This window comes from Rhizobium sp. P28RR-XV (genome assembly GCF_012641385.1).
In the GTDB taxonomy this organism is placed as follows: domain Bacteria; phylum Pseudomonadota; class Alphaproteobacteria; order Rhizobiales; family Rhizobiaceae; genus Rhizobium.
This window is the reverse complement of record NZ_JABAIG010000010.1, coordinates 263555-276140: the sequence shown is the minus strand read 5'-3', so window position 1 is coordinate 276140 and position 12586 is coordinate 263555. Positions and strand designations below refer to the sequence as shown.

The following is a 12586-nucleotide window of genomic DNA, read 5'->3' as shown; positions in this document are numbered from 1 at the left end:
AGCAAAATCACCTCCGGCCATTTCCTTGTTCAGGCGGCTCCATGACAGATATTTTCAATGACGATGATGCTTTTGCTTTCGCCGGCCTGCGGCTGACGGTCGATCTCGGCGCACTCGTCGAAAACTGGCGCGAGTTGGCCCGCCGCTCGGGGAAGGCGCGCACGTCAGCCGTCGTCAAGGCCGATGCATACGGGCTGGGGATCGAGGATGTCGGCGAAACGCTTTACGCTGCCGGCGCGCGCGATTTCTTTGTCGCCACCGCCGACGAAGGCGCGACATTGCGGCTCTATGCTCCGGAAGCGCGCATCTTCGTGCTGAGCGGCATCTGGCCGGGCATGGAGCGGCGGTTCTTCGAAAACGACCTCGTGCCCGTCATCGCTTCGGAGGAACAACTGACCTTCTGGATGTCGGTTCTGGCGGAACATGGCGACTATCCTTGCGCCCTGCAGGTCGATACGGGCTTCAATAGGCTCGGCCTGCCGATGGACGATGCAATCGCGCTTGCCGATGACGTCTCTCGTCCGGCAAGCTTTGCGCCGGTTCTCGTCATGAGCCATCTTGCCTGTGGCGACGATCCCTCCAATGCGATGAACAGGCAGCAGCTCGAGGCCTTCCGCAAGGTCAGCGCCGCTTTCGAAGGCATCGAAGCGAGCCTCGCCAATTCGGCCGGCATTTTTCTCGGATCGGACTATCATTTCGATCTCACTCGCCCCGGCATCGCCACCTATGGCGGCGAGGCGGTCCCAGGCCTGGCCAATCCGATGCGTCCGGTTGCGACGGCGGAGGCGCGGATCATCCAGACCCGCTCGGTCAAATCAGGCGAAACCGTGGGGTACGGCCGCGCGCTTCAATTGACCCGCGACAGCCGGCTGGCGATCGTCTCGGCAGGCTATGCCGACGGCTACATGCGCAGCCAGTCGAGCGGCGGCGTTCCGCTGCGCCAGACCGGCATTGCCGGCGGTCATGGCTTCATTGCCGGTCACAAGGTGCCCGTTGCCGGCCGCATCACCATGGACCTCACCATCTTCGACATCACCGACCTGCCGGAAAACCTGGCCAGAGCCGGCGACTATGTCGAGCTCTTCGGCAGCAACATCTCGGTCGACGAGGCCGCAAAGGCGGCAGGCACGATCGGTTACGAGATGCTGACGAGCATGGGGCTGCGGCACGAGCGGCGGTATATCTCGGAAGAGACCGAGGAATAGCCTCAGCGAACACCGATTGCGAGCCTAATCCCAAGCGCCACGAACAGCGTGCCGAGACCGCGGTCGAGCCATAGGCCGAGGCTGCGATTGCGCCGGAGAGCCTCGCTCAGACGACCGCCGAGCAGGATGAGCGGCGGTTCGATGAAGGCGGCGACGACGATGATGAGGCTGCCATGCAGCAAAAGCTGCGCCCAGACCGGACCGGCGCCTTCGACGACGAATTGCGGCAGGAAGGCCAGGAAAAAGATAGCGACCTTCGGGTTGAGCAGCGAGACCATGATGCCTTGCCGATAGATGCGGCTAAAGGACAAGGCCTTGCCCGCTTCCTTGATCCAGGCTCCCTCGCCCTTCGAGCGCAGCGCCTGGATGCCGAGCCAGATCAGATAGGCCGCACCGATCCATTTGACCGTCGAGAAAGCCAGCGCGGAAGCGGCCAGGATCGCCGACAGGCCGGCGGCGGCCATCAGCACATGCAAGCACGCGCCGCTCCAGATCCCAAACAGAGCCGCAAAGCCCGAGCGCATGCCGCTTCTGATCGTATGACCGAGAATGAAGGCGATATCCGGCCCCGGCGACAGGTTAAGGAGCGTTGCGGCAGTCAGAAACGCGATCCAGTGAGCAAGCGTATAGTCGAACATCGGTGATCATCCATAAAAACCCGGCATAAAAGCTGACACGATCATCGTTGATACGGAAATCATTAGTTTTGATAGGCCGGGAAAGACATTATCTGACAGCCGATCGCGATTCGTCGCGAAAAAGCGAAGCATTCGAAGTTTGAGAACAGCATCCGATGGCTAAAGCCCGCACACAATTCATTTGCCAGAACTGCGGCACGGTCCACAATCGCTGGGCCGGCAAGTGCGACAGCTGCGGCGCATGGAATACCATCGTCGAGGAAGATCCGTTGGGTGGGATCGGCGGCGGCCCGGCCAAGACGCCGAGGAAGGGCAAGCCTGTCACGCTGACGACGCTTTCCGGCGAGATCGAGGAAGCGCCGCGCATCCATACCGGCATATCCGAACTCGACCGCGCCACCGGCGGCGGTTTCGTGCGCGGCTCGGCCGTTCTCGTCGGCGGTGATCCCGGCATCGGCAAATCGACGCTGCTGATGCAGGCGGCTGCAGCGCTCGCCCGGCAGGGACACAAGGTCGTTTACGTATCGGGCGAAGAAGCCGTGGCACAGGTTCGCCTGCGCGCCCAGCGGCTGAAGGCGGCTGATACCGAAGTGCTGCTGGCGGCCGAAACCAATGTCGAGGACATCCTGGCGACGCTCGCGGAAGGCAAGCGGCCGGATCTCGTCATCATCGATTCCATCCAGACGCTGTGGAGCGAGCTTGCCGAATCCGCGCCCGGCACCGTTACGCAGGTGCGCACCGGCGTCCAGGCGATGATCCGCTTCGCCAAGCAGACGGGTACTGCGATGGTGCTGGTCGGCCACGTCACCAAAGACGGCCAGATTGCCGGGCCGCGCGTCGTCGAGCATATGGTCGATGCCGTCCTCTATTTCGAGGGTGATCGCAGCCATCATTACCGCATTCTGCGCACCGTGAAGAATCGCTTCGGTCCGACCGATGAGATCGGCGTATTCGAAATGTCCGACGCCGGCCTGCGCGACGTGCCCAATCCATCCGAACTCTTCCTTGGAGAACGCAACGAAAAATCGCCGGGTGCGGCCGTCTTCGCCGGCATCGAGGGTACGCGCCCGGTGCTGGTCGAAGTGCAGGCGCTGGTCGCGCCGACATCGCTCGGCACGCCGCGTCGCGCTATCGTCGGCTGGGATTCGGCACGCCTCTCGATGATTCTCGCCGTTCTGGAAGCGCATTGCGGTGTGCGCCTCGGCCAGCACGATGTTTACCTCAATATTGCCGGCGGTTATCGCATTTCCGAGCCGGCGGCGGACCTTGCCGTCGCTTCTGCACTGGTTTCCTCCTTGGCCGGTCTTGCCCTGCCCGCCGATTGCGTCTATTTCGGCGAAGTCAGCCTGTCGGGCGCCGTCCGGCCGGTTGCGCACACCGCCCAGCGCCTCAAGGAAGCCGAGAAGCTGGGATTTTCCGGGGCCGTCCTGCCTGCCGCTTCCGCCGACCTGCCGAAGGTCAACGGCGGACGCTGGAGTGAGATCGACAGCCTGCCGGATCTGGTGGCGCGCATTGCTGGATCGAAGGGCGCGCTCAAGCGCGCGGAAGACGAAGACTGAGCCTTACTTCAGCCGTTCTTGGCGAGGAAGAGGCTCATGATTGAGGCCGATGCCAACCATAAGGTTTGGCAAGTCTTGAAGTGGATTATAGATGCCCATTACGATTTTCGACGGTATTGTTATCGGCGTTCTTCTCTTCTCCGCCGTTTTGGCCATGGTTCGCGGCTTTTCGCGCGAAATCCTATCGATCGTCAGCTGGGGCGGTTCCGCAGTCGCGGCCTACTATCTTTATCCGCTGCTCGTTCCCTATGCCCTGCAATACAAGGCCGACACCAAGATCGCGACGATCGCCTCGGCCGCCGTCATCTTCCTGCTGGCGCTGATCATCATTTCCTTCATCACCATCCGGATTGCCGATTTCATCATCGACAGCCGGATCGGCGCGCTCGACCGGACGCTCGGCTTCCTCTTCGGCGCGGCCCGCGGCCTGCTCTTAATGGTCGTCGTCGTGGCCTTCTGGAACTGGCTGGTGGCTCCCGCCGCCCGGCCGGACTGGGTCAACAACGCCAAGTCCAAGCCCTTCCTGGATTCGATGGTCGAAAAGCTGAAGTCGGCGCTTCCTGAAAATGTCCAGGCCATGCTGCCGCCGGAGATCATCAACAAGATCGCGCCGAACCAGCAGCAACAGCAGCAGCAGCAGCAGGGAGGTGGCGAAAACGCCGCGCCGAACGATACCGCGCCGTCGGATGACGCGCCTGCGCCGCAGACAAACAATTGACGGTGCGTTTACAGGCTTGACCTGCCGCCCGAGAATCGCCATTTGAGCGGCGTGACAATAGAAGATCCGGCCCGATATTTTTTCCGGCCGGATTTTAAGCTATTTTAATGGTCACTCGTGACGCCGCCCCGATCCGCCCACGTTGAGAGCAAAGGCCCGCAGCCATGAACCATTCCGTTTCCATCGAGGACGATATCGACGGCGATACGCTGCATGAAGAATGCGGCGTCTTCGGCATTCTGGGACATCCGGACGCGGCCGCGCTGACGGCTCTTGGCCTGCACGCCCTGCAGCATCGCGGTCAGGAGGCGGCCGGCATCGTTTCGTTCGATGGCCAGCGCTTCCATTCCGAGCGACGGATGGGTCTCGTCGGCGATCATTACACCGATCCCGCGACGCTTGCCCGCCTGCCCGGCGACCGTTCCATGGGCCATGTGCGCTACTCGACCACGGGTGAGACGATCCTGCGCAACGTCCAGCCGCTGTTTGCAGAGCTTGAAGTCGGCGGCATCGCGATTGCTCATAACGGCAATTTCACCAATGGCCTGACCATGCGCCGGCAGCTGATCGCCGACGGCGCGATCTGTCAGTCGACCTCGGACACGGAAGTCGTCCTGCATCTCATCGCCCGCTCCAAGCAGGCCTCCTCCTCCGACCGCTTCATTGATGCCATCAGGCAGATGGAAGGCGGCTATTCGATGCTCGCCATGACGCGCACGAAGCTGATCTCCGCCCGAGACCCGATCGGCATCCGGCCGCTGGTCATGGGTGAGCTCGACGGCAAGCCGATCTTCTGCTCGGAAACCTGCGCGCTCGACATCATCGGCGCGAAATACGTCCGCGACGTCGAAAACGGCGAGGTCGTCATCTGCGAGATCCAACCCGACGGCTCGATCACCATCGACGCCCGCAAGCCCGACGCTCCGACGCCCGAGCGGCTCTGCCTGTTCGAATATGTCTATTTCGCCCGTCCCGATTCCGTCGTCGGCGGCCGCAACGTCTATGTCGCCCGCAAGAACATGGGTATCAATCTCGCCAAGGAAGCTCCCATCGAGGCCGATGTCGTCGTACCGGTGCCGGACGGCGGTACGCCGGCGGCGATCGGCTACGCGCAGGAAAGCGGCATTCCCTTCGAACTCGGCATCATCCGCAACCATTATGTCGGGCGCACCTTCATCGAGCCGACACAGCAGATCCGCGCCTTCGGCGTCAAGCTCAAGCATTCCGCCAACCGCGCCATCATCGAGGGCAAGCGGGTCGTGCTGGTGGACGATTCCATCGTGCGCGGCACGACATCAGTGAAGATCGTGCAGATGATCCGCGAGGCCGGCGCCCGCGAGGTGCATATCCGCGTCGCCAGCCCGATGATCTTCCATCCGGATTTTTACGGCATCGACACGCCGGACGCCGATAAGCTGCTCGCCAACCAGTACAGCAGCCTGAAGGCCATGTGCGATTTCATCGGCGCGGACTCGCTGGAATTCCTGTCGATCGACGGCCTTTATCGCGCCGTCGGCGGCGAGCCGCGCGACAATGCGCAGCCGCAGTTCACCGATCACTATTTCACCGGCGATTATCCGACCCGCCTGCTCGACAAGGAAAGCACCAGCAATGTGCGCAAGCTTTCCGTTCTCGCCAGCAACGGCTGACGTAAGCCACGGTTGACAGGGGCATTCTTGCCCCTTTTTCTCTTCCACGCATTCGGATCAGGACAGCATGAGCGTCAATCTCAAGGACAAGATCGCCCTCGTCACGGGCGCATCGCGCGGCATCGGTTATTTCACGGCATTGGAATTGGCCAAGGCGGGTGCGCATGTGATCGCCTGCGCGCGCACGGTCGGCGGACTTGAGGAGCTGGACGACGCCATCAAGGCAGCCGGCGGCTCGGCAACGCTGGTGCCCTTCGACCTCTCGGATATGAACGCCATCGATGCTCTCGGCGGCTCGATCTTCGAACGCTGGGGCAAGCTCGACATCCTCGTCGCCAATGCCGGCGTTCTCGGCGTGATCTCGCCGATCGGCCATGTCGAGGCGAAGGTATTCGAGAAGGTGATGACCATCAACGTCACCGCCACCTGGCGGCTGATCCGCTCCGTCGAGCCACTGCTGATGCGTTCCGAGGCCGGACGCGCGGTCATCCTATCGTCGGCCGCCGCACATCGCTGCCGGCCTTTCTGGGGTCCCTACTCCGCATCCAAGGCCGCCGTCGAGGCGCTGGCGCGGACCTGGGCCGGGGAAACGCAGAGCACGCCGCTGCGCGTCACCAGCGTCGACCCCGGCGCCACCCGCACCGCCATGCGCGCCCAAGCCATGCCCGGCGAAGATCCGGATACGCTGCCGCATCCCCGTGAGGTCGCCCAGGCGATCCTGCCGCTCGTCGGCCCCGACGTCACCGAAACCGGCAAGCTCTTCGTCGTGCGCGAGAACAAGCTCGTCGACTACCGGATGCCGGAATAAAAACAGCTCCTCCCCATACCTCAGAGAAAGCGTTCCCACTTGACCAAATTCTTCCGGCGCGCGATAAAGCCGCCCATGAAAACGGTTATCTGCATTATCTGCCGGAAGATTATTCGCTAGCGCTTCGCTGGCCTGGCCGTTTTCGTCTCCCAAAATCCAAGATGACAAACGTCCGGCCTGCCGGCGACGGTATTTTTTCGGATTTATGCCTTGGGAGAGTGACATGGCCGCCGAGCCGCAACTGAAGTTCTACAACACGCTGACACGCGAAAAGGTCGATTTCCAGCCGATCGACCGCAACAACGTCCGCATGTATGTCTGCGGCCCCACGGTCTACGATTTCGCCCATATCGGCAATGCCCGGCCCGCCATCGTCTTCGATGTCCTGTTCCGGCTGCTACGCCATCTCTATGGCGAAAGCCATGTCACCTATGTCCGCAACATCACCGATGTCGACGACAAGATCAACGCGCGCGCGCTGCGCGACCATCCCGGCCTGCCGCTGAACGACGCGATCCGCCTGGTGACGGAGAAGACCGAGCGGCAGTATCGCGAGGATACGACGGCGCTGGGCTGCCTGGAACCGCCGGTGCAGCCGCGGGCGACCGATAATATCGCACAGATGATCGCAATCATAGAGACGCTGATCGCCAAGGGGCATGCCTATCGGGCAGCCGGCGAGGTGCTGTTCGACACCAAGTCGATGGCCGATTACGGTCAGTTGTCAAAGCGCAATCTCGATGAGCAGCAGGCGGGCGCTCGCGTCGCGGTCGACGAACACAAGAAGAGCCCTGGCGATTTCGTGCTCTGGAAGCTGTCGGACGAGAACGAGCCCGGCTGGGAAAGCCCGTGGGGCCGTGGCCGTCCGGGCTGGCATATCGAGTGCTCGGCCATGAGCGGCCGCTATCTCGGCAATATCTTCGATATTCATGGCGGCGGCCTGGACCTGATCTTCCCGCATCATGAAAACGAAATCGCCCAGTCGCGTTGTGCACATGGCACGCATACGATGGCGAATGTCTGGATGCACAACGGCTTCGTGCAGGTCGAAGGCCGCAAGATGTCGAAATCGGAAGGCAATTTCGTCACCATCCATGAGTTGCTGCAGTCGGAGAAGCTCGGCGGCCGGACTTGGCCGGGCGAAGTATTGCGGCTTGCCATGCTGATGACGCATTATCGCGAGCCGATCGACTTTTCCGTGAAGCGCCTTGAGGAAGCCGAACGGCTGATCGCCAGATGGCCGGCAGCGGAGGTTGGCGCCGCCGCGCCGGATCAGACGATCCTCGCCGCCCTCGCCGACGACCTCAACACCGTTGCCGCCATTCAGGCAATACATGCGCTGGCACAGGCGGCCAATGCCGATGCCAGCCTCCTGCCCGTCTTCGCGGCAAGCGCCGATCTTCTCGGCCTACTGCCAAAGAAGGCGGAGGTCGACGAAGCCGTTGTCATGGAAATCGATGCCAAGGTGCGTGAACGCCTGGAGTTGCTGAAGGCCAAGAACTTCGCCGAGGCCGACAGGCTTCGCGATGAACTTGCGGCAAGAGGCATCCAGCTGAAAGATGGCAAAGATCCGGTAACGGGCGAGCGCATCACGACTTGGGAGATCAAGCGGTGAGCTTAGTTACTTTGCCGCATACTCCAGTCCCGCCCAAAATCCGCAACAACGCACGCCGAGCAGAAGGCTGGGCCGTCCTGCGCTTCTGGAACGACGACGTCCTGAACGACATAGACAATGTCTGCACACATATCTTCCTCGTCGCTGGAAAGGATAGATCATGACCGTCTCGACCTATACCGGTGGCTGTCAGTGCGGCGCGGTTCGCTTCCGGGTGCGGGGCGAATTGAAGGACGCGTCGATCTGTCATTGCCGCATGTGCCAGAAGGCTTTCGGCGCCTATTATGCGCCGCTGGTCTCGACGCGCGGCGCCGAACTCACATGGACACGCGGCGAGCGGAAGCTGTTCCAATCGTCGAACTATGTGAAGCGCGGTTTCTGCGGGGACTGCGGCACGCCGCTGACCTATGAAGCGCCTGATGGCATTGCGGTCGCGGCTGGCGCCTTCGACGATCCGCCAAGCCTGCCGCCCGTCGTGCAATATGGCACGGAAGCCAAGATCGGCTTCGTCGACCGACTGCATCTGCTGCCCGGACATTCGACGGAGGAAGATGCCGCGCAAGCGCCCTTCGTGGTGAACATCGTGTCCTACCAACATCCCGATCACGATACGGCGGCATGGCCGCCGGAGGCCGGCAAATGACAATCACGGAGAGATACAGCGGTGGCTGCCAGTGCGGCGCGGTTCGCTATCGCGCCACCGGCGCTCTCGGCTATCCGCATCTCTGCCATTGCCGCATGTGCCAGAAGGCTTCCGGCAATTATGCCCTGCCGCTAGGGAACGTCCAACGTGCTGATTTCGAGCTCACTCGCGGCGAACCTTCATGGTTTCATTCGTCCGATCTCGTGCGTCGCGGGTTTTGCGGCACCTGTGGGACGCCATTGTTCTATGATGTTCCCGGCACGGATTCCATCAATGTGACACTTGGTTCATTGGATGAGCCAGCGACGGTCCAACCCGTCGCGCAATCGAACCTTGCGGGAAAGATGCCCTGGTTCCATGCGCTCGATGTGCTGCCGATGGAACCAGATGAGGATAGCTCAGATCGTGCGGTATCGATCAAGCTCTCCAATCATCAACATCCCGATCACGATACCTCAAGCTGGCCAGAGGAGAAGCGCCATGACTGAAGTCACCAGAAGCGGAGGATGCCAATGCGGGGCGGTGCGGTTCCGCATTCGGGGTCAGCTCGGCCGCCCCTCGATCTGCCATTGCCGCATGTGCCAGAAGCAGTTCGGCAGCTTCTTCTCCGCCCTCGTTACGGCACCTGAAGACGGTTTGGAATGGACGCGCGGCGAGCCGACCTATTTCCAGTCATCGGTCAATATCGACCGCGGCTTCTGCAAGAACTGCGGAACGCCGCTGACCTACCGTCATCCGGGCGGCCTCGAAATCGCCATCGGCGCCTTCGACGAGCGCGACGATCTCGCGCCGCAGATCCAGGTCAACCATGCCTATCGCCTGCCCTGGGTGGAGACGATCTTCGAAAAGCCCGTCCATCAGGATCCGGACTTCTACTCGCGGCAGGAGCAGATCATTTCCTTCCAGCATCCCGATCACGATACGGATGTCTGGCCGGCGGAAGGGCTGAAAATATGACGGAGATACTGCGGACGCTTTATCCGGAGATCGAACCCTACGCCTCGGGCCATCTCGATGTCGGCGACGGTCATGTGATCTACTGGGAACGCGTGGGAACGCCGGGCGCCAAGCCGGCCGTCTTCCTGCATGGCGGCCCGGGCGGCGGCATTTCGCCGAGCCATCGCCGCGTATTCGATCCGGCGCTTTACGACGTGATGCTGTTCGACCAGCGCGGCTGCGGACGCTCGACACCGCATGCCGGCCTGGAAGCCAACACGACCTGGCATCTGGTTGCCGATATCGAGCGACTGCGGCAAATGGCCGGCGTGGAGAAATGGCTTGTTTTCGGCGGCTCCTGGGGCTCGACGCTGGCGCTCGCCTATTCCGAAACGCATCCGGAGCGGGTTTCGGAGCTGGTCGTGCGCGGCATCTACACGCTGACCAGAGCCGAACTCGATTGGTATTATCAGTTCGGCGTATCGGAGATGTTCCCCGACAAATGGGAACGCTTCGTCGCACCGATCCCGCCGGAAGAGCGGCACGAAATGATGCTCGCCTATCACCGCCGCCTCACGCATCCGGACAAGGCCATCCGCCTGGAGGCCGCAAAGGCATGGTCGATCTGGGAGGGCGAGACGATCACGCTGCTGCCGGAACCGTCCACCAGTGATAAGTTCACCGAGGCGGAATATGCGCATGCGTTCGCCCGCATCGAGAATCATTTCTTCGTCAATGCCGGCTGGCTCGAGGAAGGCCAGCTGCTGCGCGACGCGCATAGACTGAAGGACATTCCCGGCGTCATCGTCCATGGCCGCTATGACATGCCCTGCCCGGCCAAATACGCCTGGGCACTGCATAAGGCCTGGCCGAAGGCGGAGTTTCATCTGATCGAAGGTGCGGGCCACGCCTATTCGGAGCCCGGCATCCTGGATCGGCTGATTCGAGCGACAGATAAGTTTGCAGGGAAAGAATAGGCCTAATAAGGCCCCTCACCCTAGCCCTCTCCCCATCCTTCGACAGGCTCAGGACGGGGAGAAGGTGGCCTCGAACGGTTTAGCAACGTGAAACCGAGATGGGACGGATGAGGGGCGCCCCACTATCAAAACCGGTTCGCCGGAGGAAACAGTATGACACGCGAAAAAATCTATCTCTTCGACACGACGCTCCGCGACGGGCAGCAGACCCCCGGCATCGATTTCTCGGTCGAGGACAAGATTGCCATCGCGACCATGCTGGATGAGTTCGGCCTGGATTATATCGAAGGTGGCTATCCCGGCGCCAACCCGACCGATACGGCTTTCTTCAGCGAGAAGCGCACGCAATCGGCCTCCTTCGTTGCCTTCGGCATGACGAAACGCGCCGGCGTCTCCGCCTCCAACGATCCGGGCCTCGCCAGCCTGCTGCAGGCGAAATCCGACGCGATCTGTTTCGTCGCCAAGAGCTGGGACTATCACGTCAAGGTGGCTCTCGGCTGTACCAACGAGGAGAATCTCGAAAGCATCGCCGAGAGCGTCAAGGCGGCCGTCGGCGCCGGCAAGGAAGCTCTGGTCGATTGCGAGCACTTCTTCGACGGCTACAAGGCCAATCCGACCTATGCGCTTGCCTGCGCCAGGACGGCCTATGACGCCGGAGCGCGCTGGGTCGTGCTCTGCGACACCAATGGCGGCACGCAGCCGCCGGAGGTCCGCGCCATCGTCGAGGCGGTCATCGCCTGCGGCGTTCCCGGGCACTGTCTTGGCATCCACGCCCATAACGACACCGGACAAGCGGTCGCCAATTCGCTCGTCGCGGTCGAAGCCGGCGTCCGGCAGATCCAGGGAACGCTGAACGGCGTCGGTGAGCGCTGCGGCAATGCCAACCTGATCACGCTGATCCCGACGCTGGCGTTGAAAAGAGCCTATAGCGAGCGTTTCGAGACGACGATCGATGCGGAGCGGCTCGTCGGCCTTACACGTCTTTCGCACGCCTTCGACGAGCTCCTGAACCGATCACCCGACTATCAGGCTCCCTATGTCGGCGCCTCGGCCTTTGCCACCAAAGCCGGCATCCATGCCTCGGCGCTGCTCAAGGATCCCCGCACATACGAGCATGTGCCGCCGGAAAGCGTCGGCAACTTCCGCAAGGTCATGGTGTCCGATCAGGGCGGGAAGTCGAACTTCATAAACGCTCTGAAGCGTCGCGGCATCGATGTCGGCAAGGATGATCCGAAGCTCGACCGGCTGATCCAGATCGTCAAGGAACGCGAAGCGACGGGCTATGCCTACGAAGGAGCTGACGCAAGCTTCGAGCTGCTGGCACGCCGCACGCTCGGCACCATCCCGGAATTCTTCGCGGTCGACGGATTTCGCGTCATGGTCGAGCGCCGTTTCGATTCCCACGGTCAAGTAAAGATCGTCTCGGAAGCGGTGGTCAAGATCATCATCGACGGCGATACCATCATGTCGGTCGCCGAGGGCGACGGCCCGGTCAATGCGCTCGACCTGGCGCTGCGCAAGAATTTCGGCAAATACCAGCACGAGATCGACGATCTGGAGCTGGCTGATTTCAAGGTGCGTATCCTCAATGGCGGTACGGAGGCCATAACCCGTGTCCTGATCGAATCCACAGACAGCAGCGGCGTGCGCTGGTGGACGGTCGGCGTCTCCGAAAACATCATCGACGCGTCGTTTCAGGCGCTGATGGATTCCGTCATCTACAAGCTGATGAAGAACCGGCATATGGCGGGCAGAATAGCGGCGGAGTGATCCGCCGCCCATCAAAAAGCTTGACGATGCCGTCAAGGAAATGAATTAGCCACGCGGCACGCATTGGA

At 61.8% G+C, this 12586-nt stretch carries 12 protein-coding genes and 1 pseudogene; 12 read left to right on the top strand and 1 reads right to left on the bottom strand.

What is annotated here, in order from left to right:
* The first annotated feature begins 41 nt into the window (after window positions 1-41).
* The gene (gene alr, locus HGP12_RS22480; RefSeq protein ID WP_168842119.1) at window positions 42-1205 is read left to right on the top strand and encodes an alanine racemase; all 1164 of its coding nucleotides are present in this window, start codon (window positions 42-44) and stop codon (window positions 1203-1205) included.
* 2 nt (window positions 1206-1207) lie between these two features.
* On the opposite strand, the gene HGP12_RS22475 is transcribed toward alr, so the two are convergent.
* On the bottom strand, window positions 1208-1843 hold the full coding sequence (locus tag HGP12_RS22475; RefSeq protein ID WP_168842118.1) for a LysE family translocator: 636 nt from the start codon (window positions 1841-1843) through the stop codon (window positions 1208-1210).
* Between the two features lie 155 nt (window positions 1844-1998).
* Here HGP12_RS22475 and radA point away from each other — a divergent pair, with 155 nt between their 5' ends.
* From radA to cimA, 11 genes and pseudogenes are all read left to right on the top strand, one after another.
* Complete coding sequence (gene radA, locus HGP12_RS22470) at window positions 1999-3402, top strand: DNA repair protein RadA (protein ID WP_168842117.1); 1404 nt, start codon at window positions 1999-2001, stop codon at window positions 3400-3402.
* Window positions 3403-3493: 91 nt separating this feature from the next.
* On the top strand, window positions 3494-4120 hold the full coding sequence (locus tag HGP12_RS22465) for a CvpA family protein (protein WP_168842116.1): 627 nt from the start codon (window positions 3494-3496) through the stop codon (window positions 4118-4120).
* 164 nt (window positions 4121-4284) lie between these two features.
* On the top strand, window positions 4285-5769 hold the full coding sequence (gene purF / locus HGP12_RS22460) for an amidophosphoribosyltransferase (protein WP_168842115.1): 1485 nt from the start codon (window positions 4285-4287) through the stop codon (window positions 5767-5769).
* A gap of 67 nt (window positions 5770-5836) precedes the next feature.
* Entirely contained in the window at window positions 5837-6577 is a 741-nt protein-coding gene (locus tag HGP12_RS22455) for an SDR family NAD(P)-dependent oxidoreductase (protein WP_168842114.1), read from the top strand.
* 223 nt (window positions 6578-6800) lie between these two features.
* Window positions 6801-8192, top strand: a complete 1392-nt coding sequence (gene cysS / locus HGP12_RS22450; RefSeq protein ID WP_168842113.1) for a cysteine--tRNA ligase — start codon at window positions 6801-6803, stop codon at window positions 8190-8192.
* Between the two features lie 35 nt (window positions 8193-8227).
* Window positions 8228-8356, top strand: a pseudogene (locus tag HGP12_RS22445) (DUF559 domain-containing protein); the annotation flags it as partial.
* Entirely contained in the window at window positions 8353-8835 is a 483-nt protein-coding gene (locus HGP12_RS22440) for a GFA family protein (protein ID WP_168842112.1), read from the top strand. The pseudogene HGP12_RS22445 and the gene HGP12_RS22440, both read left to right, overlap by 4 nt.
* Window positions 8832-9323, top strand: coding sequence for a GFA family protein (locus tag HGP12_RS22435; protein ID WP_168842111.1), 492 nt, complete (start codon window positions 8832-8834; stop codon window positions 9321-9323). The genes HGP12_RS22440 and HGP12_RS22435 overlap by 4 nt, the downstream gene beginning before the upstream one ends.
* On the top strand, window positions 9316-9792 hold the full coding sequence (locus HGP12_RS22430) for a GFA family protein (protein ID WP_168842110.1): 477 nt from the start codon (window positions 9316-9318) through the stop codon (window positions 9790-9792). Before HGP12_RS22435 ends, HGP12_RS22430 begins: the two co-directional genes overlap by 8 nt.
* Window positions 9789-10748, top strand: coding sequence for a prolyl aminopeptidase (gene pip, locus HGP12_RS22425; RefSeq protein WP_168842109.1), 960 nt, complete (start codon window positions 9789-9791; stop codon window positions 10746-10748). Before HGP12_RS22430 ends, pip begins: the two co-directional genes overlap by 4 nt.
* A gap of 153 nt (window positions 10749-10901) precedes the next feature.
* A complete protein-coding gene (cimA, locus tag HGP12_RS22420; RefSeq protein WP_168842108.1) occupies window positions 10902-12518 on the top strand; it encodes a citramalate synthase in 1617 nt (538 codons plus the stop codon).
* Window positions 12519-12586: the final 68 nt, after the last annotated feature.